This is a genomic window from Methylomonas albis (assembly GCF_014850955.1).
Lineage (GTDB): Bacteria > Pseudomonadota > Gammaproteobacteria > Methylococcales > Methylomonadaceae > Methylomonas > Methylomonas albis.
The window spans coordinates 5,337,035-5,360,835 of sequence record NZ_JACXSS010000001.1 but is presented as its reverse complement, the minus strand read 5'-3'; the positions used below and the strand labels follow the sequence as shown (position 1 = coordinate 5,360,835).

Here is a 23,801-nt window from a genome sequence, read left to right as displayed (position 1 = left end):
AAATCTCTTCGCGGAGCGCCGCAGAGCAATGAGCCGCAATCGCGCCCAAACTCACCGCGCCGAACTCGGCCTTACCCCACTTCAGCAAGGCCTGCTTGGCGGCCTGCGGGTTGTTTCCCAGCAAGCGCGTTTCAGGGTCTTTTCTATGGCGGTTTCCGGCAAAACCTCAGCGAGCTTGGCGGTTGTACCTTTGGCAGACGGGCGGCGATAAAACACGACAATAGTCAGCAACCAGCCCAGCGCCAAGGTCGCCGACACCCCTGCCAAAAGAGGGTGTCGCCGCTGCTGGTAACGGTAATCGGCGATGCGGCTATTTGGCTATTTGGCTGCTCCGGCTGCACATCGGCCGCAGCGGGCTGCGCAGAGGTTTGCGTATCTTCGGCACTGGCCAGGGCCTTCAGCTTGACACTAGGCAGGTGCCCAGTTTCCATTTTCTGGGTTTTGGTGTTGAACCAAACAATGTCCAACGCCGGCAAGGTGTATTCGCCGGGCTTGGAAGGGATGAACGCAATTTTTTCCTCGCGCCGCGCAGTCAGTCCGTCGCTTTGCTTATCTTCCTTCAGCAACGGTTGGTCGGGATAAGTTTTGATGCCGTCGATTGCGGTTTTGCCGAGCAGCTCCGGCAGTTGCCCCACCGTGGCGCCTTTCGCGCTTAGGGTGAGCGTGCGGGTCAACGGCTCGCCGACTTTGGTTTGCAAGCCGGCGTCGGACCAGGTTTCACTAAGCGTTAAAGATTCCGCGCTCAACCAATTCGGGCTTTTAAAGCTAGCCGGCACTGCTTGCACGTTTAAGGTAATTGCTTTGGAGGCCACCCGCCGGGTTTCCGTATCCGGCCGATTGAAGAAGCCGTTAAAACGCGGTTGGCGTTGATTGCTCAAGTATTCGGCATTCAGAATCAACGGTGCAATGGTAAATACGCCGCTTTGCTGCGGAAAAATCGCATATTTGCGTTCGGTCACCCAATAATCCACGCCCTTGACTTGGGTGGCATAGGTACTGTCGTCACCCAGCTTTTCGACTAGCGCATCCTTGATCTCCGGTTCGCTCAGGCTGGCTTGGGTAATCTGTACCTTGCGGAACAACTTCAGCGTGTACAACACCTGCGACTGCACATAGGGTTGTTCGGGCGTAGCGGTTACTTCCAGAAATATCTCGTCATTGCCTTGCGGCGCAGCGGTATTTTCGCTAACCACCAACTTCAAAGGCTTGCTGCTATCGGCACCGAAAGCAATCGGCGGAATCAACAGATCGCCGGCTTGTTTGGCCATTGCCCTAACGATCCACTGTTCCTTGCGGCTGCTCTGGCCGTTGACCCAGGACGAGTTACTGCTGCGTTGTTGACTGATGATTTGAAAATTGTCCTGTAAGGGCGTGAAATCCGGGTTGCCGTCTGGCTCGTCGCTGGCGGTGAAGGTAAGCTGAAACGATTCGTTCAGGCTGACCGGATTACGATCAACCGCTACTTGAATCTCCGCCGCCTGTATCGCTGTAGTCAACAGCATTAACAGACCGAACAGAATCCGCGCGCAATAATGTCTATGCATAAAATTGATCATTTACTTCATCGAAAAAGGTTTATGTACATCACGGCGATCATCGAACCAGCCGTATAACACTGGCAATACTACCAGCGTCAGCAACGTCGAGCTGATCAGACCGCCGATTACCACAATAGCCAAGGGCTTTTGCACTTCCGAGCCGGGGCCGATGGCGAATAAAAACGGCACCAAACCCAGCAAAGCCACCGTAGCGGTCATCATCACCGGCCGAAAACGCTGTTCGCAACCGCGGCGTATTGCATACTCCAGGCTCAGGCCGCTTTCGCGCTGCGAGCGGATATACGATACCAACACCACGCCATTCAGCACCGCTATGCCCCACAAGGCGATAAATCCCACCGAAGCCGGTACCGACAGGTACTCGCCGCTGAGAAACAGCGTGATGATGCCGCCAATCGACGCAAACGGCAGCACCAGAATAATCAAGGCGGCGAAGCGTAGCGATTTAAACAACATAAATAGCAAAAAGAAAATCGCCGCAATAGTGACCGGAATAATCATCTGCAAATGACCCAAGGCCCGCTCCATATTCTGAAATTGGCCGCCCCATTGCAGATAATAGCCTTCCGGCAATTGCACTTTGTCGGCCACAGCTTTTTGCAACTCGGCAACGAAACCGCCTAAATCCCGGTCGCGGACGTTGATACCCACCACGATGCGGCGCTTGCCCATCTCCCGGCTGATCAGGGCCGGACCGTCGTTTAAGGTAATCTTGGTGACATCACCCAGCGGCACCCGAGCGCCGTTCGCGGATGTCAGCATCAATGCATCGATAGCGCCTATATTATTCCGAAATTGTTCGGGTAGGCGCACCGCCGCCGAAAAACGCCGCTCGCCCTGATAAATCTCGGTAGCCACCTTGCCGGCTATCGCGGTTTCTATGACATCGTGAATGTCCGATGCATTCAAACCGTGGCGGGCGATGGCTTGTCTATCCACTGTGATATTCAAATATTGCTGACCGGTCAGGCGTTCGACCCGAATATCGCGGGCGCCGTTCACGTCGTTGGCGACGCCGGCAATCGTGTCCGCCAACCGTTTCAATTCGGCCAAGTCATCGCCAAACACTTTCACCGCCACATCGGAGCGCACGCCGGTCACCATTTCGTCTACTCGGTCGGAAATCGGCTGCGCCATCACCACCTGCATGCCTGGCAAGTTTTCAGTAAGCTTCGCGCTCATCGCGTCGGCAATGTCATCCTGATTCCAGCCTTTCGGCCATTCCGCACGCGGCTTCAATGTGACGATAGGCGTGGATTCGTTTTGCGCTTGCGGATCAGCCGGGCTTTCGCCGCGCCCCACGCCGCTGACCACGGTTTTCACGCCGGGAATTTCCATCACCATTTTCATCGCCTGCATTTCCACATTGATGCTTTCTTCAAGGGAAATATTCGGCATCCGGTTAATGCCCGGCACGATGGAACCTTCCTTCATTTCCGGAATGAACGATGTGCCAAGCAAAGGCAGTAAGGCCAGGGTCGCGACAAACACGCCGACCCCACCGCCCACCACTTTCAGCCGATTGGCCATCGCCCAATCCAGCAAGCGCAGATAATGGCGTTTGATAAAGGCAATCAGCCGGGTATCGTGTTCACCGTCATGACCCTCCAGTAAAAAAGCACACAGCACCGGCGACAAAGTCAGTGACACCACCAGCGAAATCAGCAAAGCAATAGCGATCGTATAGGCCAGCGGGGCGAACATCTTGCCTTCCATGCCTTGCAATGTCATCAGCGGCAAAAACACCAGCACGATGATACCAACACCGAACAACACCGGCGTCGCCACTTCCTGTGCGGCGGTCATCACCACTTTTACCCGACTGGTTGCGCCGCCCTTGCGTTCGCCCAGTAAACGAAAAGCGTTTTCCACCACCACCACCGAACCGTCGACCATTAAGCCGATGGCAATCGCCAAGCCGCCCAGCGACATCAAATTGGCAGAAAGACCGAGCTGATTCATCGCAATAAACGTGACCAAGGGCGTGACGATCAAGGTGCTGACCACGATTAAACTGGAGCGCACATCGCCCAAAAACAAAAATAATACAATCACCACCAATACCATGCCCTCCAGCAGCACTTTGGTGACGGTATGCAAAGCTGCATCGACCAAATCGCTACGATCATAATAGGAAACGATTTTCAGATCGTTGGGCAGCATGCCCTTGGCGTTGATTTCCGCGACGCGTTCCTTGATGCGACTGACCACTTCCTTGGCATTGCCGCCACGCAGCATCATTACTACGCCGCCGACCGCTTCGGTATAACCGTCCTTGAGGACCGCGCCAACTCGCACTTCGTGGCCGATCTTGATTTCGGCGACATCGTGCATATGCACCGGCACGCTGTTTTCTTCTTTCAAAACGATAGTGCCAATGTCGTTTACTTCGTTGATCAAACCGACGCCGCGAATCAGATATTGCTCAGCATAATGCGGTAACACGCCGCCACCGCTATTCGCATTGTTGCGGGACAGCGCCTCAAATACCTCATGCAAGGAAATCCGGTAATGGTGCAGGCGGTTAGGGTCGACTAACACTTGATATTGCTTGACGTAACCGCCCTGAGAATTGATTTCTGCCACGCCGGGAATCCCGCGCAGTAACGGCCGCACCACCCAGTCCTGCTCTTCGCGGCGCTGTTGCAATTCTTCCTGGGTCAAGGCCCGCTGGCCGTCGTCGTCGCGTTCCAAAGTATATTGATAGACCTCGCCCAAACCGGTGGAAACCGGCCCCAGCACTGGATTAATGCCCTCCGGCATCTGCTGCTTAACTTCGATAAGCCGCTCCATCACCAATTGCCGGGCAAAATATACTTCGGTGCTGTCGGTGAAAATCAAGGTAATCAACGACAGGCCGTTTTTGTTCAAAGAGCGCATTTCTTCCAGACCGGGCAGACCCGCCATGGCTATTTCCAGCGGTACGGTAACCAGACGTTCGACTTCGTCGGGCGAACGGCCGGTGGCTTCTGTGGCGATTTGTACCTGGATATTGGTGACATCCGGAAACGCATCGACCGACAACTGCTGTACGGCGCGTACGCCGAATAGAGTGACCGCCACTGCCAGCACCGCCACCAGGATACGTTGCTTTAATGCCGTTTCTATCAATCCATTAATCATCAATTACTCCAAAGTACCGCGCAGACGCTCGTTATTCAGATGGAAGGCGCCGCCGATCACGATCTTTTCTCCGGCTTTCAAGCCCTCCAGCAAAGGCCTTTTCTGAGCTTCTTCGCGGCCCAAACGTACCGGGCGCAATTCAAAGCGCGCGGCAGCGGTTTGTACAAACACGAAATCCCGATCGTTTTCCCTGACCACTGCCTGACTGGGCACGATCAATGTTTGCGAGCCGGGCTTGCTGATTTTCAAGGTGGCCAGCATTTGCGGCTTGAACAGACGCTGCGGATTGGACAGGGCCATGCGCACTGTCACCGTACGAGTGTCGGAATCCACCATATCGGCAACATAAATTAGCTTGCCGCTAACTTCCTGCCCGGGCAGCGCCGGTACCTCGGCTAGGGCTTGGTCGCCTTGCCGCGCCCAATGCGCTTGTTGTTCGGGAATTTCCGCGACCAGCCACAGCTGCGACAAATCCGCGACCGTATACAAGGCGTCCGCCGGCTGCACCACCTGGCCTATGGCGACGTTACGTTCGATCACTACGCCGTCAATGCTGGCGGTAACCGGCGAGAACGAATGAATGCTGCGTTGTTTGTCCAGGCGCTGCAAATCGGCTTCGCTCATGCCCATCACCCGCAGTTGATCGCTAGCGGCGCGCAAATCCACATCCGCCTCGGTCAACACGCCCTGCCGCTCCTGAAATTCGGCCTCTGCAATCACGCCGCTTTCCAGCAAGCGCTCGGCGCGTTTGACAGTAATCCGGCGTAAATTGACTTGCGACGCCGCTTTTAAATAATCCGACTGGGCTTTACCCAACTCAGTGCTATTCAATAGCGCCAGGCGTTCACCCTTTTTCACAGCCTGACCGAGCATCGCGTTAATTTCGGTAATCCGTCCAGTAACCGATGCTCCGATTCGGGCCACCCGTGCCTGGTCCAGCTCCACTCGGGCCGACAGATTCAAGGATTCAGCAACTTCGCCGGGCTTGATCTCGGCAATGCTCAACAACTTCAACAAGGCGGGCGAGGCTTCCAATACCGGCTTATGGTCCGCGCCGACCGCAGGCAAGGTAAAACTCAGCAAAAACAGCGCAGCCATAAACAAGCTGACGCGAAATGGAGTCTGGAGCTTGGCTTTCATGGTATTTCCTTTAAGCAAACTTATGTTTTTCAAACAATTAATTAAGGGCCGACGCTGCCCAATGCAGGCAAGCTTATCGGCCAGTTTGGGTGTTGCCTATTGCGCTTTAGGTCGACAAGCGCCCCTTGGCGAAACGCTAAACTGTAGACTCGGGCAGTTTTTGGCTAACCAACACCTTGTCGATGCGGGTGCCGTCAATATCGACGATCTCGAAACGCCATTGCCGAAATTCGAAGTTATCCGTTACTTGGGGAATTTTTTCCAGGTAGAACAGGATGAAACCGCCGACCGTGTGATAGGTGCTGTCGGCCTCGCCAGGCAAATTGCCGTCCATGCCGACTACCGTTTTCAAGCGCTGTATCGATAAACCGCCATCCACTAACCACGAACCGTCGGCGCGTTGCACCACGTCAATGTCCAGATTGGTGCGACTGGGCAGGTGACCGACGATAGCTTTCAACACATCGCTGAGCGTCACCAAGCCTTCGATATCGCCGTATTCGTTGACAACCAATGCCAGATCGGTCCGCTTTTCCTGAAAGAATCCCAGCAACTGGCTCAGTGTCATCGATTCCGGCACATACAGCGGCGCGTGCAAGATAGGCGCTATATCCAAGGCTGCGCCGGCCATCGCCAGCTTCAGCAGATCACTGCGAAGCAAGATTCCTACCACATTTTCCAGGCTGTCCCGGTAGATCACCGCTCGGGTATACGGACAGTCAGCAATTTTCTCGCGCACCGCCGCCTCGGTATCGCTCAAATCAATGGCATATATTTGCTGTCTCGGCGTCATGGCTGCGCCAAGCATTTGTTCGTCCAGTTGCAAGATGTTGCCGACCAAATGGCTTTCGCTGGCATGAAACACCCCGGATTCCGCACCGATTTCCATCAGTAATTTGATTTCTTCGTTGGTGATACTGGTCTGCGGCGGCCGATGTGCGCCGAAAATCCGCAGTATCAAGGTGCTGGAGGATGACAGCAGCCAGACCAAGGGACTGGCGATCCTCGATAGCGTATGCATAGGTTGGGCGATGATGATCGCGATACGTTCCGGATGCAGCAAGGCCAGACGCTTGGGTACCAGTTCGCCGACCACGACCGAACAATAGGTAAGCAGAAATACCGTCGCAATCAGGGCAATGCTCTGAGCATAGGGCACCAACAGGGGAAAATTTAATAGTTGACGATACAGCGGCTCGGTCAAAGCCTCTTCGCCCAAGGCGCCGCTGAGAATACCGACCGAGGTAATGCCGACTTGCACGGTGGATAAAAATCGCGATGGATCTTTGTGCAGCTTCAACGCGGTACGCGCACCCGGACGTTTTTCGCCGGCCAGTTTCTGCAAGCGAGCCAGGCCGGAAGACACTAGCGACATTTCCGACATCGCAAACACGCCGTTGATCAGGATCAAAATCAGTATCAGGCCAATATCCATGGTCTCATCGCCTCGAAATTTAAAAGAGTATTGAGCTTGCGGTACCTCGCCCCTGGTGATCGGCCTGCGGATTTACCACGCCGGTCCGGACTGGTTTGCTCGATTGCGCTGACCGTATTGATATTTGAATTTTCGCTTTAATAAGCCGGTCGGCTCGTCGGGTATGCGCTTCAATAATTGCTCGTTAGCGCGCTGGGTTTCGTCTTTTTCCGTAGCTTGTGCGGCTTTTTCGGTCTCGGTAGGTTCTTGCTTGGCCGGCTGCGCTGGTTGTTTGGCCTCGGCTTCGGACTGCTGCTTATCTTCTGCCGCTTTGTTCTGTTCAGCGTCCTGCTTTACTTCGGAGGGTTGTTTGTCTTGTGGTTTTTGTTCCTGTTGCGAATCTTTATCGGTTTGACCCGATTCCCCATCCTGCTTTTGCTGTTTTTGCTGTTGATCGGCCGACTGCTGCTGGTCTTTGTCTTGCTGGTTTTGTTGATTATTGTCCTGCGGTTTTTGTTCCTGTTCTTTCAGCTTGTTCTCGACAAGTTCCTTATTGAATTTTGCATCCTGATGGCCGGGATCGAGTTGCAAGGCCTGCTGATAAGCTTGCACGGCTTCTTGCAATTGGCCGGCCTGGGCCAGCGCATTGCCGCGATTGTAATGGCCTTCCGCAGTTTGGCTGTTTTTCAAGGTTTCGGCGGCTTCTTGGAAATTACCAGCCTTGTATTGAGCGGCGGCGCGCCAGTTCGGATTGTCGAACTGTTCTGCGGCTTGTTGATATTGCTGGCTATCGAAAGCCTGCTGGGCACGTTGATCTGGCGTTCGCCACAGGCTTTGCCAATCCAGCGCGTAGCTATTCTTCGGCAATGGCAATAAACACAGCAATGCCAATAACAAACCTTTTCTAAATTGCAAAGCCGCCCACGGTAACACCAGCAATAACAGCCAGGGGCCCTTTTCATCCCATTGTTGCAGCAACAAATTGCCATCCAAATTTTCGTTACCGGTTTCGGCGCTATTGAACAAACGCCCCAAATTATCCACATCCGCATCGTTTGCCGTCACAGGCTGATAAATGCCACGGCCATGCTGGGCCAGCGTGCTCAACGCCGCTTCGTTCAGCTTGGCGACCACGATAGAGCCATTGCTATCCTTCAAAAAACCTGCGCCTTGCAGCTGGATAGGTGCCCCTTCCGGCGTGCCCATAGCTAATACCGAGAGCCGGTAATCGCCCAGCCAATGTTCGGCCTGCTCAGCCACGTCGGCATCGGCGCCGTCGGTTACCAGCAAAATATGCCCTTTGACCAAGCCGGCCTGGCGCAGCAAGGCCGCCGCCGCATTCAGTGCCACACCGGTATTGCTGCCGGGGCTGGGCATAATGTCGGTAGTCAGAGCGCTTAGCTGGCTATCGATGGTAGCGGTATCGTTGGTCAACGGTGTGACGGTAAAGGCATCGCCGCCGTAAACCAGCAGTGCGGTCTGACCGTCCTTGCGCTGCTTCAGTAAATCGGCGATTTTGTAACGGGCCTTACCGATACGGCTGGGTTTGATGTCGGCGGCATCCATGGATTTGGATAAATCCAGCGCAATCACCAGCGCAGCATCGTTTCTGACGGCCGGGCCGGGCAAGCGTTGCCAGGTCGGGCCGGCCAGAGCGATGATGGTCAGCAATGCGGCAAAGCCGGCGCCAAACAAAGGGCCGCGCGATGCTTGCAGCGGTTTGTCTTGCAAAATAAAGGGCAGCAACTCGGCATCGCACACCTCGCTCCAGTTGCCGCGTCCTTGCCGATGCCGCACCAACAAGATCAAAAACAGCACGGCCGGCAGTAATGCCAGTAAGCACCAGGGCCGCAGGAAATGAAAATCGGCAAAATTCATGACCACCTCAATCGGGCCAGTGTTAACCATCCCGTCAATAACAAAGCCAAACCCAGCGGCCAATAGAACAACTCACTGCGCGGCCGGAAATATTGTTTGTCTTTTTCGACCGGCTCCAGCTGATCCAGCATTCTATAGATTTTTTCCAGCTCTTCGGTATTGCGGGCCCGGAAATAGTGGCCGCCGGTAGCGTCGGCAATAGCCGTCAGAGTCTTTTCGTCGAGATCGGCGGAGGGGTTGACCCGGCGGGTGCCGAACAGACTACGGACCAACACTTCGTCAGCGCCTATGCCTATCGTGTAAATTTTCAGGTGATGGTCGGCAGCGAGTTCGGCGGCTTTTAACGGCGTTAATTCGCCGGCGGTATTCGCGCCGTCGGTTAGTAGAATCAGCACCCGACTGGCATCTTTTTGATCTTGCAAACGTTTAATCGCCAAACCGATCGCATCGCCAATCGAGGTTTTCGGATCATCCTCGGTAATACCGATAAACGCTTCGTGCAACAAGGTTTGCACCGTCTTACGATCAAAGGTTAACGGCACGTGCAAATAAGCTTGGGTACCGAACAAGATTAAACCCAGGCGGTCGCCGACCCGGCGTTGAATAAAATCACCGGCCACTTGTTTAATCGCGGTTAATCGATCCACCCGCTGCTTGCCGAGGATGAAATCTTCTTCCTGCATACTGCCGGATACATCCACCGCCAGCATCAAGTCGCGGCCGCTGACCGCTTGCTCGATAGGCTCGCCCAACCACTGCGGACGCGCGGCGGCCACCAGCAAACACAACCAAGCCAAGGCCGCCAGCCACAAGGGCCAGCGTCGTTCGCTGCTGACCACCCGAGTTTCGTTGGGACCAAAATCGTCCAGAAAAGGTACTTTCAATGCCGCCTGCTGGGCCACGGCACGCGCCGGCAACAGCCAACGCAACAACAGCGGTAGTGGCAACAAGCATAACAACCAGGGCCAGAGCAATTCGATCATCGTTTTTTCGCCTGTTGTTTCAACCAACGTTCGCACAACTCGAACAATGCCTCCAGCTCGGCGTCGGCCTGCGGCGTTTGCCGATAATGGCCGTCAGCCAGACAGCGGCCGGAGCCTTGACTAAACGGCGCGTCCGGTAAAGCTTGGTCCAGGTACGCCAACCAAGCTTCGCCACGCAAGCTGGCCGCATCGCTGCGCGGCGCAGTACTAATAGCTACACGCCGCAACAACGCAGACAACGCTACCAAGGTCTGTCTGGCATCGGCCCCGCAATCCCGGCGAATGGCGGATAACAATTTGCCGGCGGTTTTGACCGCCGTTTGCCGGCGGAAGCGTTTATAAAAATACCGGCACAAAAAAATTAACAGCGGCAGCAATACCGCTAGCAACCACCAGCCCGGCGCCGGCGGCCAAAAAGTCACAGAGGGGGGCAAATGAATGTCTTTTAAAGGCAATGATTCCATGTTGAATATCTACAACGCTTACAAGTCGGGGAGTGGGGTGTACAAAACCAGCAGGTCGTCGATTTGCTGCTGAATAGCCCGCAGATCGTTAAATCCAGCCTGCGCGGCTTCGCGTTGGCCTGCCTCATAACGCTTTAGCAGACTCTCGGCCAGCACGTGCAGTTGCCGCTGCAATTGTTCGATGCGTTCCAGCCAATCCTGGCCATACTGTCTGTCTTGTTGCGCCCGCTTTAACCAGCGTCCCAGATGGGTGCGGCGTTGTTCCATGATCGGCCAGCTTTTCACAGCATCGCGCGGCTCGGCAAATAAACAGGCTTGCACCCGCTGCAACCACTGCCGCGTGTCGAAACGGCGAATCGCTATCGCGATTTGTTTCGCCGACAGTTCGGCATCCGCATAAAACTGCCAGTCGCTGAAAGGTTGGTAAGCAATCACCCAGTCGCCAATCGCCGCGGCCGGCATGGGCCGGGCAATCGCATAGCCTTGCAGCACACGGCAGCCCAGCAACAGCAGTACGATACCTTGTTCCTGACTTTCCACGCCTTCCGCCACGACTTCCCGGTTGAAGGCTTTACTCAAGTCGATCACGCTTTCGATGATGGCATAGTCGTCCGGGTCGTCGAGCATATCGCGGACAAAGGTCTGGTCGATTTTCACGGTATCCACCGACAAATGCCGCAAATGGGTCAAGGACGAATAACCGGTGCCGAAATCATCCAATGCCACGCTGATACCCAGCTGTTGCCGGCAACTTTTGATAATGCGATTTACCGCCGATAGGTCGTCCAATGCGGTACTTTCCAGAATTTCCAATTGCAGATAGCTTGCATCTATTTCCGGATGGCTTTGCAGCGTGGATTCGATATAAGCACCAATGCCGGACCACAGCAGATGATAGGAGGAGATATTGACACTTACCTCCAGCAGCAGGCCCCGCGCATGCCAGCCCGCCAGTTGCTCGCAGGCTTGGGCGATCACCCAATTGCCGATGCGGATCTCCAGATCGGTGGAGGCGATTACCGGCAGAAACTCCAGCGGCGGCACCATGCCGCGCTGCGGATGTTGCCAACGAATCAAGGCTTCCACGCCTTTGACCCGGCCGGTTTTGATGTCGACTTTGGGCTGGTAGTACATGCAAAACTCGTTGTTTAAAAACGCTGCTTCGATGTCGCGCAACTGCTGATGGCGATGCATGATCTGCTGGTCACGGTTGGCATCGAACCGCTGACAACGGTTTTTGCCAGCCAATTTGGCCTGATACATCGCATAGTCGGCATGCCGTAATAACGCGTCGGCGTCGGCGTTATCCGGAGGATATACGGTAAAGCCGCTACTGGCTCCGACCGAAATCGGCTGATCGCCGATCAGATATGGCTGGGCAATCGCTTGATGAATACGCATGATGGCTTGCTCGCATTGTTCAATCGACTCTACATCGCCCAGCAATAGCGCGAACTCGTCGCCACCGTGCCGGGAAACGCTGTCTTCCGCGCGAATTGCGTTTTTGATGCGTTCAGCTACTTCAACCAGCACTCGGTCGCCGACATCGTGGCCGAATTGATCGTTGACCGGTTTGAAACCGTCCAGGTCGAGAAAGCAAATCGCCAACAGCGATTTTTCCCGCTTGCTGTGGGCGATAGCCTGATTCAGGCGATCTGCGAATAAAATCCGATTCGGCAAGCGGGTAAGCGGGTCGTAATGGGCAAGCAATTCAAGCAGTTGTTGCTGTTGCTTGGCTTGCGTGACATCGGAGAATAGCCCGATGTAGTGGGTGACGTTACCATAGCCATCGCAGAGTGCGGAAACCGTCAGCCATTCCGCGTAAAGCTCGCCATTTTTTTTCCGGTTCCACAATTCACCCTGCCAATGCTGCGCTTCGCGCAAGGCTTGCCACATATCCCGGTAAAAATCCTGAGCGTATTTACCGGATTGCAACATGCTGGGATTTCGTCCAATGACTTCTTTGCGGCTATAGCCGGTAATCTCGCAAAAAGTGGGATTGACATCGATGATGGTAGCGGTTGCGTCGGTGATCAAAATGCCTTCGTGCGCTTCGCTGAACACGCGAGCGGCCAGCTTTAAATGCTCTTCGGCTTGCTTGCGTTCAGTAATGTCGCGGGTTAAACCCAGTAAGGCGGTGATATTGCCTTCGGCATCGCGCATGGGTACGGCATGGGTGTCCAGCCAAAGTTGCCGGCCCTTCAGGCCGACGAGCTCAAACTCCAGGGTTCCGGATGCGCCGGAAAATACTCGCCGGTTCAATCTGTTGAAAGCCTCGCGATACTTAGGCTGCACCAAATTTTCCATGCTTCCTTGCTGCGCTTGCTCCAGGGTATCGGCTTCTATCATATCCAGACCGGCCCGATTCATTTGCAACAAACTGCCGTCTCGCGCCAGCAGTTTCACGCATTCCGGCTCCGAGTCGACGATAGTGCGAAGTTTTAATTCCGACTCCCTGGCGATATTTGCCGAGACTTGCAACTCCGCAACGGCATCGGCCAGCGCTTGTGTGCGCTCTTCCACCAAGGCTTGTACGGAGGCGGTTCTACCACTAATGATTAACAGTAAAATACTCAACAGGCTGGTAAAACAAAGGCCGCCGATTAGCGTAATCAAGGGTAGCGATGAACCTTGTTCGTTGATAAACAGACTATCGGGTGTGATGGTGATTTGCCAGTTGCGATCTACGAATGGAAAACTATGTTGCCATTTCCGTAATGGGTAATTGAGCGGTACCGGGTTGCGCACCGGTTTTGCAAACAAACCCGTTTGCCCGATCGGCGCGCTGAGGTCGTCGATGCCGATACCTAGTGCGTCGAGATTCAAGCCCTTGGTAACAATCTCCACCATTCTGGTTGGCAAAATGATGGCCGAAACAAATCCGGCTATATCCAGTGCATCTCCGGCAGCGCTGTGCCGGCTAACCGGAATGGAAACCAAAATTCCGGGATCGACATCGCCGCGCTGCATCAATATCAGTTTTTGCGAAGCGCTGGGTTTGCCGCTGGCACGGGCAAGATTTTTTGCTTCGCGGCTAAGCGGATTTGATATGGAGTCGAAGCCGAAAGCTTTTTCGTTGCCAGCCATCGGCTCCACAAACATAATCGGAAAATATTCCGTTCTGGCCGTCGCCTTGACCAGTTGGCCCGAGCCATCACGCTCTGTTACCTGGAAATTAGAAAATCCCTCGGCACGTATCGCTTGTTCGAAGGCTGGCAAATCGGCTTGAACGATACGGGGCAGCCATTCCAGGGCTTGAATTTCCGGATGGCGTTGCAGAATGCCCTGCGAAAATACGGTAAATTCGGCTCTACTCACATCGTTGGACGCCAAAAATACATCTCTTAAAGCCAGCGTACTGTCGATCACATCAACTTTATATTCCACCAAAAGACGCTCTATTTCGCTCGCCCGGCTATCGAAAACCTGCTGAATTCGCGCACGTTCGGCTTGAAATACTTGCAAAAATACCAGCACCAATGCCAGCAATGTACCCAACAAGGGCAAAGCTACGCTTAAGCGCCGTGCCTGCCAAAGCGCATGGGGCCGGCCGAAATAACAAAACAACAGCGGGGTAACAATTATCACGCCCAAACTATCGCCAACCCACCAGTTGCGCCAGGACCACCATAGCTCGGACGAGCTCATCAAATCCAATGAATACAGCATGACAATGCCGATACTGGGCGCTATCAAACACGCCACCGGCCCAACCAAAACAAAAAACTTAAGAATAGTCCCTGGGCTATCCAGCTTCGGCAACCCCGGCTCTATGTACGCTCTGACCAAAGCCGTGGCGGCCAATGCTTGTAAAGTACTGCCGGCGCCGATCACGAAACAGGATATGACGGTCTCTGTGGTCAATTGGCCGGAAAAATCGATAGCCGCCAGGAAATTACTCAGCGCCGCGCCTAGCCAAACTCCCAGCCATAGGTAGCGCCCACCGATAAACAAGGCGGCCAGCGCGATCCCGGCCGCCGGCCACAATGGACTGGCATAGCCGGGCGGAATGATCATTTTTACGCCCATCCAGCCGCCGGCAAGCATCAGCAGAGTCAATACGCCGATATACATCAGCAATACCAGAGGTCTAACAGGTGCGATATTTCGGCCTTCGAGCTCCGGCAAAGATAAATCTACTGCGTTGGGTAAATGGGGGATTTGCATGGCCTGGTCGAGAACGCGTTAAGCCGCTGGGCGCGCGCGGGTTCCGTTCAATGCTTCCAAAGGCGCTTGCTGGGTAGAGCAGGGTATTAAGGTCAGACGCAGTTTGTTGCCAAGCTTTTGCAGATACTGCTGCCTGTCCTGAAAGCGCTGCCGATAGGCTTGCAGACGCTGCTTGTCGCCGCTATCGATCAGCACCTCGCGCCAGCCGTCGGTAAATCGATAGCGGCCCTGATTTGGCAAACTGCTCTCCAGCGGATCGGCAATATGCACCAACACCACGTCGCAATGCCGAGCCAAATTGGCCAGATGATTTTCCGCCGCACTATTCATGCCGCGAAAATCGCTGAGAATATACACCCGGCTACCGGGACGGGCATGATGCAGCAGCCTGGCCAAGGGTTGCGCCAGATTGACCACCGCCGCGCCGTTATATGCGGGATTGATCAACGCGTTAAAAAACCGCAACAGCGCCGGCTTGCCGGTTTGCGGTTTCAATTCCTGGCAACCGTCGTCGCTGAAAATCTGCCCGCCGATGCGATCGCCTTGCTTCAAAGCCGCCCACGCCAACAAACCGGCCAAACGGGCAGCCTGCACGGACTTGAACACGCCGCGCGTAGCAAAAGCCATGGTCGCACGGTAATCCACCGCGATGAACATGGGCCTTTCCCGTTCTTCCTTGAAAATTTTGCTATGGGGTTTATCCGTGCGGGCGGTGACGCGCCAATCGATGCGTCGCACATCGTCGCCTGCTTGATAAAGACGGGTTTCGTCGAAAGCCATGCCACGCCCTTTCAGATGCGATAGATAGTTACCGCTTTGCGCGGCGCGGATATTGGCATGCCCCAGGCTAAGCATACCGGCCGGCTTGACCAGATCCACCAAGGCTTTAAGAGTGACCGTAACCCGTGGGTTGTCGGTCGCTGGCGACTTATTCATCAGGGTACGGCAATTCTGGCGATCAATTCTTTAATCACATAATCGCTGCTAATGCCTTCCGCTTCCGCTTCGTAAGACAAAATCAGCCGGTGGCGCAACACGTCGTAAGCCATGTCCTGAATGTCGCCGGGATCGACGAAATCCCGCTGTTGTAACCAGGCCTTAGCGCGGGCGCAACGATCCAGCGCAATGCTGGCGCGCGGACTGGCGCCGTATTGAATCCAGCCGGCCAAGTCCTGGCCGTAAACGCCCGGATTTCGAGTAGCCAGGACGATTTGTAACAAATATTGCTCCAAGCTTTCGGCCAAATATAAATCCAACACTTCGCCACGCGCCGCGAATAAAGCTTGCTGGCTCACTTTAGGCGATGCGCTGCCTTGGTTTTGCAGAGCACCCTTGGCCTCGGCGCGCGCCAGATGCAGGATGGCCTGCTCGTGTTCGGCATTGGGATAATCAATTTTTACATGCAGTAAAAATCGATCCAGTTGCGCTTCCGGCAGCGGATAAGTGCCTTCCTGTTCGATGGGGTTTTGCGTGGCCATGACCATGAATAAGGGCGACAGTGGATAAGTGGCCTTGCCGACCGTGATCTGCCGTTCCGCCATCGCTTCCAGCAACGCGGCCTGTACCTTGGCCGGCGCGCGGTTGATTTCGTCGGCCAGGATTAAGTTATGAAACAGCGGACCTTTCTGAAACTCGAAACTACCTTGCTGCGGCCGGTAAATTTCGGTACCGGTCAAATCGGCCGGCAACAAATCCGGGGTAAATTGCACCCGATGAAAGTCGGCTTCTATGCCTTGACTAAGTACGTTGATGGCGCGGGTTTTCGCCAGGCCGGGCGCACCTTCCACCAACAGATGGCCATCGGCCAGCAGGGCAATCAACATCCGTTCCACCAGGACTTCCTGGCCGATGATCTGAGTATTGATGTGAGTTTTGAGATTTTGTAAGGCGGCTTGGCTAGGGCTAAGACTTGTCGCAGTCATGTGTATAAAAAATCCTTATGTTTAACGGGCATGTGACCGAGTTGAGTCAGAAAAGTTGCGCGGCGCTTAGTTTTTGCGCTGCAGATCTTTCCATTCGCGATGGGCGACCATGATGTCGACGACTTGTTGCGGATCGTCGGTGACCGTGATCAATTTAAGATCTTCCTCGGAAATAGTGCCGTATTCCATCATCTTGGCTTTCATCCAGTCCATCAGCCCACTCCAGAAATCGGTGCCAAACAATACTAGCGGAATCGGATAGATTTTGTGGGTTTGCATCAAGGTCAACGCTTCGAAGAACTCGTCCAACGTACCAAAACCGCCGGGCATACACACGTAGCCGATGGAATAACGCACGAACATCACCTTGCGCACGAAAAAGTAGCGAAAATTCAGCGAAATATTTTGGTACGGATTGGGCGTTTGCTCCATCGGCAATTCGATGTTCAAGCCGATGGATGGTTGATCGTGCAGGATGGCGCCTTTGTTGGCAGCTTCCATCACACCGGGGCCACCGCCGCTGATGACCGCAAAGCCTTCCTTACTGAGCATTTCCGCCAATTCCACGGTTTTTTGATAATAAAAATGCTCGGGTGGCAAGCGGGCGGAACCGAAAATCGAAATCGCATCGCACAAACCGGATAGTTCGTCGAAACCTTCGGTAAATTCGCTAATGATGCGAAAAATCCGCCAAGATTGATCGCCTTTCAGGTCGTCGATGATACTGGACGACGTTGAGCCGTCGGCACGGCGGTTTTTGATGCAACTCATGATTTATTCCTTAATGAGCACGCGGTGCTCCATGCATTGAGATGAAACGGCAAATCCAAACTTGTTCACGACAACTCTGCCAAACGATAAACCGTGTTGCCGGCCAACAAGGTATGAGTCACGCGTCCGCTGAGGGTTTGCTGCCAATACGGCGTGTTACAGCCAGCGCTGTACCAGTTGTCGCGGTTAACCTGCCAACTGGCTTGCGGATCGAAAATACAGACATCGGCCGCATAACCCGGCGTTAATGCGCCGGTCGCCAAACCTAGAATTTGCGCCGGATTGCAGGTCAGGCTGGCTATGGCTTGCGACAAACCGATGCGATGTTGCCGGGTCAATGCCAGCGTCAACGGCAACAGGGTTTCCAGCGCGGCAACACCCGCTTCGGTTTCCGGAAATGCACCGAGTTTAGCATCCAGATCGTGCGGTTGGTGGTCGGAGCAAATCGCGTCGATGGTGCCGTTAAGCAGTCCTTCGCGTAAATATTGGCGGTCGATGGCGCTACGTAGCGGCGGCAATACGTGGTAATTGCTGTCAAAGGGGGCGATGTTATCTTCGGTGAGATGCAGCTGATGGATAGCTGCGTCGGCGGTGACATTCAAGCCGTATTTCTTGGCCTGCTGCAATTTAATCACCGATTGCTTGCAACTGATTTGGCTGATATGCACGCGGCAGCCGGTCAGCTCCGCTAATTCCAGACACTGGGCCAATGCAATCGATTCGGCGGCTTCCGGAATACCCGGTAAACCGTAACGACTAGCAACCGCACCTTCATGCGCACAACCCTTGCCGGACAAGGCTGCTTCGTTGGCACGGAACATTAGCAATAAATCGTGGCTGCTGGCATATTCCATCGCCCGCCGTAATATCAATAGATTGCCGAGCGGCTCGCTGGCATTGCTGACGGCGATGCAGCCGGCCTGTTTCAACGCGAACATCGCGCTGAGTTCAGTGCCTGCCAAGCGCTGGGTCAATGCGCCTATGCTATGAATTTGCGGATAGTCGGCTTTTTCGGCTTTGTCTTTTATGAACTCAACCACCGCCGGGCTATCGATGCAGGGCTTGGTATCGGGCGGCAGGCATAGCGAGGTAACGCCGGCGCTCAGAGCCGCACGGGTTTCGCTGAGGATATTGCCTTTCTGGGTATGGCCGGGTTCGCGCAAACGCACGCTGAGATCGACGAAGCCGGGGCAGACGATTTGACCGCTGGCGTCGATAATCTGCTCGGGCGTGAAACCAGCGGCTTGCTCCAGCACAGCGATTATCTTGCCTTCGGCGATACAGACAGAGCCGATGGCGTCGATGTTGTTGGCCGGATCGACGACACGGCCGTTCTTAATCAAAATCTTAGTCATGCCGTAACTCCCTGGCTGTGCATGGCCATCGACATGATCGCCATTCGCACCGAGACACCGTTGCTGACTTGTTGCAAGATCACCGATTGCGGGCCGTCGGCGACGCTGGAGGCAATCTCCACGCCCCGATTGATGGGCCCTGGATGCATGACAATCGCGTCGGCTTTGGCGCGTTTTAGTTTGGCTTCGGTCAAGCCGAAACAGCGGAAAAATTCGCTTTCGCTAGGCAGAAAAGCTGAGTTCATGCGTTCTTTTTGCAAACGCAACATAATGACCACATCGGCATCATCCAAGCCTTCATCCATGTCGTGTATAGGTATCACGCCCATGGTTTTGACTTGTGCCGGCAACAAGGTTTTCGGCGCGATTACCCTAACTTCGGCGACGCCCAAGGTATTCAAGGCCAGAATCTGCGAACGCGCCACCCGCGAATGCAGGATGTCGCCGACGATGGCCACCTTCAGGCCTTCAAATTGCTTTTTATGCTGGCGGATCGTAAACATATCCAACATGGCTTGGGTGGGATGCGCATGTTGGCCGTCGCCGGCATTGATCACGCTGATATGCGGCGCGGTGTGCTGGGCGATGAAATGCGCGGCGCCGCTCAGCGCATGGCGAACCACAAACATGTCAACATGCATCGCTTCCAGATTATGGATGGTATCCAGCAGACTCTCGCCCTTGGAGGTGGCGGAGGTGGCGATGTTCATGCTCAGTACGTCCGCCGATAAGCGCGTAGCAGCCAGTTCGAAGGTGGTGCGAGTGCGGGTGCTGTTCTCGAAGAACAGGTTGACGATGGTCTTGCCGCGCAGCAAAGGCACTTTTTTGACTTGATGTTCAGACATGCCGGCAAACGATTCGGCGGTATCCAGAATTTCGGTCAGCAGCGCTTTGTCCAGCCCTTCGATAGTCAGGAAATGCTTGAGCTTACCTTGTTCGGTCAGCTGGATATGCCGGGTCATGCCACCACCACTTGCGGGGATTGGATCTCGATACCCAAAGGATCGGGGCCGGTGAGTTTGATACGTTGATCGCCGGCCAAGTCGATACGAATACCGTGGCAGTCCGGCTGGAGCGGTATCTGCCGGCCGTTGCGCTCGATCAATACCGCCAGCACCACTTGATTGGGGCGGCCATAATCGAAAATCTCGTTCAAGGCGGCGCGGATAGTGCGACCGGTGTAAAACACGTCGTCGATCAGAATAATATCGCGGCCTTCCAGGTGTGGCGGCAGTTGGCTGGTCTTGACCTTGGGATGCATGCCGATTTGCGAAAAATCGTCACGGTAAAAGGTAATGTCCAACATGCCCAAAGGCTCGCTCATCCCCAGACGCTGATGTATTTGTCGCGCGATCCAGGCGCCGCCGCTGTGTATGCCGATCAGCAAGGGATTATTAAGTTTACGCTCGCTAATCTGCCGACGAATCGCGGCTTCCAGAGTGTCGAGCAAGATATCGATGTTAAGAGTGGCGATTGGCATGGCGGTTGACAGTGGGACTCTTGTTATTTTTAAAAAATTCGGGCAAAAGATGAAAGCGGCAGGATAAAAAAGCTTAGTCTTTTTAAGTATCAAACCAGCTTTGCAGAATGATCTGGGCGGCCAGCTGATCTTGCACTGCCCACAGCTTAGCAGCGCTAACCTTTAGGTCGTCGAACAGCATTTGTTTGGCCGCGAATGTGGTTAGCGTTTCGTCGATTTGGTGCACCGGCAGATTGTAACGCCCGTTGAGCTGCCGACAGAACTTCTGCATGCGCGGGGTAATCACATTATCCGAGCCGTCACTTTGCCGGGAAATGCCGACCACCAAACCGATGGGCCTCCATTCGGTAATCAACTGACCGATTTTATGCCAATCGGGAACCTGATTAAGCGACTGGATGGTTTGCAGGGGACTGGCAATGCCGGTATTCGCATGTCCCACCGCGACACCGATTTTTTTATTGCCGAAATCAAAGCCTAAATAGGCGTCGCTGCTGAATTTTGCCGCCAGCGGATCGACCTTAACCATGGCCTGCCGGCGTGGTCAGACGATTAATATCGATACCCAACTGTCCGGCCGCCGCGTTCCAGCGCTGGCTGATCGGGGTTTCGTAGAGTATCGCTTCGCCACAAGGCGTGTTCAGCCAGGCGTTTTCGACCATTTCTTTCTCCAGTTGGCCGCTACCCCAGCCGGCGTAACCCAGCGCGATCAAATAATGGCTGGGGCCTTTACCTTCGGCAATGGCTTCGAGAATGTCCCGGGAACTGGTGAGAGTAATATTGTCGGCGGTGCTGATGCTGGAATCCCAGCGCTGTTCGCAGGTATCATGAATCACGAAGCCGCGTTCCTGCTGCACCGGGCCGCCGGCGAACACCGGGGTTTCCAACACATTTTCCAACTCGGTTTTAATGCCCATTTGCTCGAAAATATCGCGTAATGTCATGCCGGTCGGTCGGTTGATAACGATGCCAAGCGCACCTTCGTCGTTGTGCTGGCATAGGTAAGTCACCGTATGAAAAAAATGCGGGTCGGCCAAGCCGGGCATCGCAATCAAAAACTGGTTATTTAAATACGTAACGTCTGTCATTGGAGTGCTGTATGGGCTAGCGGGCAGTCATGCCGGTTTCGTCTGAGAATTTCCAGACCCTGGTAATCACCAAAACGTTCACTTCTCTTAACAAATCATCGGGTAAAGCGGCAAAGGGTGCGCTCATTTTCACAATGCGTTTCGCGGCGTCATCCAGTGCGGAATTGCCGGAAGATCTGACAATGCGCATACTGTAAATGCTGCCGTCGGCATTAATCCCAACGTCCATGGTCAAGGACTGTGAAACGCCTTTTTTGCGCGCAGCCTCAGGATAATTCAGATTGCCGGTCCGCTCAACCTTGTCCTCCCAATCTTTGACATATTGCGCCGCCAGATATTTATGCGTGCTAACCGAGTTAACGAATTTAATCTTAGTATCTTGCGCGCTTTGTTGGGTGTTTCTAATGCGCTCGCCGAGCTGGGCGATTTGTTGCTGAAGCGCTTCCGGAGATAATTTGGGGGCGGACTCCTGAACTTCAACGGCTTCAGGTAATTCCACCGGTTGCTCGGGCTCCGTCACTACCTTGACCGGGGCTTTGGCTTGGGTAAGCAGCCTCTCGGCGACCGGTTTGACTTGCGGAACCACCGGATGCGGCAAGACTTTCTTTACCGGCGGGCTGATCGTTTGTTCCTGTGTGGCAATTTTTTGCTGTGGCGGCTCCGGCTTGCGAGTTTCCTCGCCGGCGCCTATTTGATGCTCGGCTGCCAGATGTTTCGCATCCTTGGGCGCCTTTTTCACCGGAGCATGGGCCACGGTGATTTCAATCGAGCGGTTGATCTTGGGTGCTTGCGGTGCGGTGAAATTAACCCCCAACAACACGACCACATGCAGCACCGCCGCCACAAACAATGCCGTCAGTAGCGAATCACCTTGCGATAGCGGCGTGGGTGTCAATTCCGGCGCGTGCATATCAGGCCTGGCATTGGGCGGCGATGTGGTCCATTAATTGAGCACTGATATTGATACCGAATTGCTTATCCAACTCCTGCACACAGGTCGGGCTGGTAACGTTAACTTCGGTTAGATAGTCGCCGATAACATCCAGGCCGACAAATATCAGGCCTTTTTCACGCAAGGTCGGCCCGACTTGTTCGGCAATCCAGCGATCACGATCACTCAAAGGCCGGCCTTCACCACGGCCGCCGGCGGCCAAATTGCCGCGACTTTCGCCGCTGGCCGGAATCCGCGCCAGACAATAAGGCACCGGCTCGCCGTTAACTACCAAGATTCGTTTGTCGCCGTCTTTTACCGCAGGCAGATATTTTTGCGCCATGATGTAGCTGCTGCCGTGCTGGGTCATGGTTTCCAGAATCACGCTGAGATTGGGGTCGTTTTCCCGAACATAGAAAATGGACGCGCCGCCCATGCCGTCCAAGGGCTTGAGGATGATTTCCTTGTGCTCTTGCAGAAAGCCGCGAATTTTTTGCGGATCTCTGGCTACCAAGGTATCGGTACAGCATTGCGGAAACCAGGCGGTGAACATTTTTTCGTTGGCATCACGCAGCGATTGCGGTTTGTTGACCACATAAACACCTTTACGCTCCGCCTGTTCCAGCATATAGGTGGCGTAAATATATTCCTGGTTGAAGGGTGGGTCCTTGCGCATGATGATCGCGTCCAACTCGGACAGCCCTATCTGCTGCTCGCCGAGAAACCGATGCCATTGCTTTTCGTCACGCTCCACTTCCAGCACGCGAGTGCGTGCATAGGCGTCGCCGTTATGCATATACAGGTCCGACAACTCCATGTAATGCAGTTCCCAACCGCGCGCTTGAGCTTCCAAAAGCATCGCGAAACTGGTGTCCTTTTTGATATTGATTTGGTCGATGGGGTCCATGACCATGCCGAGTTTGATAGCCATTAAAGTCCTTTGTTATCCGAAGCAAGTGAAAGTAAAAGCGATTTTATCAAATTTATTTTGCAGGCTGTTGTTTACCAACAAAAGTTTTTTTGATATAAAGCCCGGCTATTTTGAATTATAAAGCTCGCATTGAGGTAGTCATGTCCAGAGTATGCCAAGTAACAGGTAAACGCCCAGTAAGCGGGCACAACGTTTCACACGCAATGAACAGAACCAAAAGACGTTTTACGCCTAATCTGCACCACCACAGATTCTGGGTTGAAAGCGAAAACCGTTGGGTTCGTTTGAGAGTAACTTCTAAAGGTATGCGCATTATCGACAAAAACGGCATCGATGCTGTTCTGGCTGATATGCGTAAACGCGGCGAACAATTTTAAGGAGGCTTAACATGCGTGACAAAATCAAATTGGTTTCTAGTGAAGGCACCGGCCATTTCTACACCACCACCAAAAACAAAAAAACCATGCCTGAAAAAATGGAGATCAAAAAATTTGATCCCGTGGTTCGTAAGCATGTGATGTACAAAGAAGCCAAAATCAAATAAACAGCGTTTTATTGATCTGCTTTTAGGCGTTGGCGGGCTAGCAAGGTTTTG

21 protein-coding genes are annotated in these 23,801 nt (G+C 54.1%); 2 read left to right on the top strand and 19 right to left on the bottom strand.

All coding sequences use genetic code 11. The features are described 5' to 3' along the window. The 19 genes from EBA_RS25045 to gshB form a co-directional block, all read right to left on the bottom strand. On the bottom strand, positions 1-88 hold an 88-nt coding region (locus EBA_RS25045), incomplete at its 3' end, for a hypothetical protein (protein ID WP_456085613.1). Between the two features lie 136 nt (positions 89-224). Next, positions 225-1,556: a BatD family protein gene (locus EBA_RS24250; protein WP_225616425.1), complete on the bottom strand. Its 1,332-nt coding sequence runs from the start codon at positions 1,554-1,556 to the stop codon at positions 225-227. Continuing rightward, positions 1,557-4,682, bottom strand: a complete 3,126-nt coding sequence (locus EBA_RS24245) for an efflux RND transporter permease subunit (protein WP_192372077.1) — start codon at positions 4,680-4,682, stop codon at positions 1,557-1,559. It lies immediately after the preceding gene. A gap of 3 nt (positions 4,683-4,685) precedes the next feature. Beyond that, on the bottom strand, positions 4,686-5,822 hold the full coding sequence (locus EBA_RS24240; RefSeq protein WP_225615786.1) for an efflux RND transporter periplasmic adaptor subunit: 1,137 nt from the start codon (positions 5,820-5,822) through the stop codon (positions 4,686-4,688). A 136-nt stretch (positions 5,823-5,958) separates the two neighbouring features. Next, the gene (locus EBA_RS24235; protein ID WP_192377103.1) at positions 5,959-7,257 is read right to left on the bottom strand and encodes a hemolysin family protein; all 1,299 of its coding nucleotides are present in this window, start codon (positions 7,255-7,257) and stop codon (positions 5,959-5,961) included. A gap of 72 nt (positions 7,258-7,329) precedes the next feature. Further along, positions 7,330-9,114, bottom strand: a complete 1,785-nt coding sequence (locus tag EBA_RS24230; RefSeq protein ID WP_192377102.1) for a vWA domain-containing protein — start codon at positions 9,112-9,114, stop codon at positions 7,330-7,332. Then, complete coding sequence (locus EBA_RS24225; protein WP_192377101.1) at positions 9,111-10,097, bottom strand: vWA domain-containing protein; 987 nt, start codon at positions 10,095-10,097, stop codon at positions 9,111-9,113. Before EBA_RS24225 ends, EBA_RS24230 begins: the two co-directional genes overlap by 4 nt. Further along, positions 10,094-10,561, bottom strand: a complete 468-nt coding sequence (locus tag EBA_RS24220; protein ID WP_192377100.1) for a DUF4381 domain-containing protein — start codon at positions 10,559-10,561, stop codon at positions 10,094-10,096. Before EBA_RS24220 ends, EBA_RS24225 begins: the two co-directional genes overlap by 4 nt. Positions 10,562-10,579: 18 nt before the next feature. Beyond that, positions 10,580-14,728 carry an EAL domain-containing protein gene (locus EBA_RS24215; RefSeq protein ID WP_192377099.1) on the bottom strand — a complete coding sequence of 1,383 codons (4,149 nt, stop codon included), beginning with the start codon at positions 14,726-14,728 and terminating at the stop codon, positions 10,580-10,582. 18 nt (positions 14,729-14,746) lie between these two features. Further along, the gene (locus EBA_RS24210) at positions 14,747-15,664 is read right to left on the bottom strand and encodes a DUF58 domain-containing protein (RefSeq protein WP_192377098.1); all 918 of its coding nucleotides are present in this window, start codon (positions 15,662-15,664) and stop codon (positions 14,747-14,749) included. After that, positions 15,664-16,650 (bottom strand): AAA family ATPase, encoded by a 987-nt coding sequence (locus EBA_RS24205; protein WP_192377097.1) that lies wholly within the window; start codon positions 16,648-16,650, stop codon positions 15,664-15,666. Before EBA_RS24205 ends, EBA_RS24210 begins: the two co-directional genes overlap by 1 nt. Positions 16,651-16,716: 66 nt before the next feature. After that, the gene (locus tag EBA_RS24200) at positions 16,717-17,421 is read right to left on the bottom strand and encodes an LOG family protein (RefSeq protein WP_036273879.1); all 705 of its coding nucleotides are present in this window, start codon (positions 17,419-17,421) and stop codon (positions 16,717-16,719) included. Between the two features lie 65 nt (positions 17,422-17,486). Continuing rightward, positions 17,487-18,776: a dihydroorotase gene (locus tag EBA_RS24195; protein ID WP_192377096.1), complete on the bottom strand. Its 1,290-nt coding sequence runs from the start codon at positions 18,774-18,776 to the stop codon at positions 17,487-17,489. Beyond that, complete coding sequence (locus EBA_RS24190) at positions 18,773-19,738, bottom strand: aspartate carbamoyltransferase catalytic subunit (protein ID WP_192377095.1); 966 nt, start codon at positions 19,736-19,738, stop codon at positions 18,773-18,775. The genes EBA_RS24195 and EBA_RS24190 overlap by 4 nt, the downstream gene beginning before the upstream one ends. Continuing rightward, positions 19,735-20,256 carry a bifunctional pyr operon transcriptional regulator/uracil phosphoribosyltransferase PyrR gene (gene pyrR, locus EBA_RS24185; protein ID WP_192377094.1) on the bottom strand — a complete coding sequence of 174 codons (522 nt, stop codon included), beginning with the start codon at positions 20,254-20,256 and terminating at the stop codon, positions 19,735-19,737. Before pyrR ends, EBA_RS24190 begins: the two co-directional genes overlap by 4 nt. A gap of 82 nt (positions 20,257-20,338) precedes the next feature. Beyond that, complete coding sequence (ruvX, locus tag EBA_RS24180) at positions 20,339-20,785, bottom strand: Holliday junction resolvase RuvX (RefSeq protein WP_192377093.1); 447 nt, start codon at positions 20,783-20,785, stop codon at positions 20,339-20,341. After that, complete coding sequence (locus EBA_RS24175) at positions 20,778-21,344, bottom strand: YqgE/AlgH family protein (RefSeq protein ID WP_192377092.1); 567 nt, start codon at positions 21,342-21,344, stop codon at positions 20,778-20,780. The genes ruvX and EBA_RS24175 overlap by 8 nt, the downstream gene beginning before the upstream one ends. 16 nt (positions 21,345-21,360) lie before the next feature. Continuing rightward, positions 21,361-22,254, bottom strand: coding sequence for an energy transducer TonB (locus EBA_RS24170; RefSeq protein ID WP_192377091.1), 894 nt, complete (start codon positions 22,252-22,254; stop codon positions 21,361-21,363). 1 nt (position 22,255) lies between these two features. Further along, positions 22,256-23,206, bottom strand: a complete 951-nt coding sequence (gene gshB / locus EBA_RS24165; protein WP_192377090.1) for a glutathione synthase — start codon at positions 23,204-23,206, stop codon at positions 22,256-22,258. Between the two features lie 140 nt (positions 23,207-23,346). On the opposite strand from gshB, the gene rpmB reads away from it, so the two are divergent. Both rpmB and rpmG read left to right on the top strand, forming a co-directional pair. After that, on the top strand, positions 23,347-23,583 hold the full coding sequence (gene rpmB, locus EBA_RS24160) for a 50S ribosomal protein L28 (protein WP_192377089.1): 237 nt from the start codon (positions 23,347-23,349) through the stop codon (positions 23,581-23,583). 11 nt (positions 23,584-23,594) lie between these two features. Next, positions 23,595-23,750: a 50S ribosomal protein L33 gene (gene rpmG, locus EBA_RS24155; protein ID WP_013816853.1), complete on the top strand. Its 156-nt coding sequence runs from the start codon at positions 23,595-23,597 to the stop codon at positions 23,748-23,750. Positions 23,751-23,801 lie beyond the last annotated feature (51 nt).

Coding starts and splice junctions, on each gene's coding strand:
- EBA_RS24230 (WP_192377102.1), bottom strand. CDS start 9,114: ATGAATTTTGCCGATTTTCATTTCCTGCGGCCCTGGTGCTTACTGGCA.
- EBA_RS24200 (WP_036273879.1), bottom strand. CDS start 17,421: ATGAGTTGCATCAAAAACCGCCGTGCCGACGGCTCAACGTCGTCCAGT.
- gshB (WP_192377090.1), bottom strand. CDS start 23,206: ATGGCTATCAAACTCGGCATGGTCATGGACCCCATCGACCAAATCAAT.
- EBA_RS24240 (WP_225615786.1), bottom strand. CDS start 5,822: ATGAAAGCCAAGCTCCAGACTCCATTTCGCGTCAGCTTGTTTATGGCT.
- EBA_RS24235 (WP_192377103.1), bottom strand. CDS start 7,257: ATGGATATTGGCCTGATACTGATTTTGATCCTGATCAACGGCGTGTTT.
- EBA_RS24190 (WP_192377095.1), bottom strand. CDS start 19,738: ATGACCCGGCATATCCAGCTGACCGAACAAGGTAAGCTCAAGCATTTC.
- EBA_RS24210 (WP_192377098.1), bottom strand. CDS start 15,664: ATGAATAAGTCGCCAGCGACCGACAACCCACGGGTTACGGTCACTCTT.
- EBA_RS24225 (WP_192377101.1), bottom strand. CDS start 10,097: ATGATCGAATTGCTCTGGCCCTGGTTGTTATGCTTGTTGCCACTACCG.
- EBA_RS24195 (WP_192377096.1), bottom strand. CDS start 18,776: ATGACTAAGATTTTGATTAAGAACGGCCGTGTCGTCGATCCGGCCAAC.
- EBA_RS24170 (WP_192377091.1), bottom strand. CDS start 22,254: ATGCACGCGCCGGAATTGACACCCACGCCGCTATCGCAAGGTGATTCG.
- pyrR (WP_192377094.1), bottom strand. CDS start 20,256: ATGCCAATCGCCACTCTTAACATCGATATCTTGCTCGACACTCTGGAA.
- EBA_RS24245 (WP_192372077.1), bottom strand. CDS start 4,682: ATGATTAATGGATTGATAGAAACGGCATTAAAGCAACGTATCCTGGTG.
- rpmB (WP_192377089.1), top strand. CDS start 23,347: ATGTCCAGAGTATGCCAAGTAACAGGTAAACGCCCAGTAAGCGGGCAC.
- rpmG (WP_013816853.1), top strand. CDS start 23,595: ATGCGTGACAAAATCAAATTGGTTTCTAGTGAAGGCACCGGCCATTTC.
- EBA_RS24205 (WP_192377097.1), bottom strand. CDS start 16,650: ATGACTGCGACAAGTCTTAGCCCTAGCCAAGCCGCCTTACAAAATCTC.
- EBA_RS24220 (WP_192377100.1), bottom strand. CDS start 10,561: ATGGAATCATTGCCTTTAAAAGACATTCATTTGCCCCCCTCTGTGACT.
- EBA_RS24215 (WP_192377099.1), bottom strand. CDS start 14,728: ATGCAAATCCCCCATTTACCCAACGCAGTAGATTTATCTTTGCCGGAG.
- EBA_RS24175 (WP_192377092.1), bottom strand. CDS start 21,344: ATGACAGACGTTACGTATTTAAATAACCAGTTTTTGATTGCGATGCCC.
- EBA_RS24250 (WP_225616425.1), bottom strand. CDS start 1,556: ATGATCAATTTTATGCATAGACATTATTGCGCGCGGATTCTGTTCGGT.
- ruvX (WP_192377093.1), bottom strand. CDS start 20,785: ATGGTTAAGGTCGATCCGCTGGCGGCAAAATTCAGCAGCGACGCCTAT.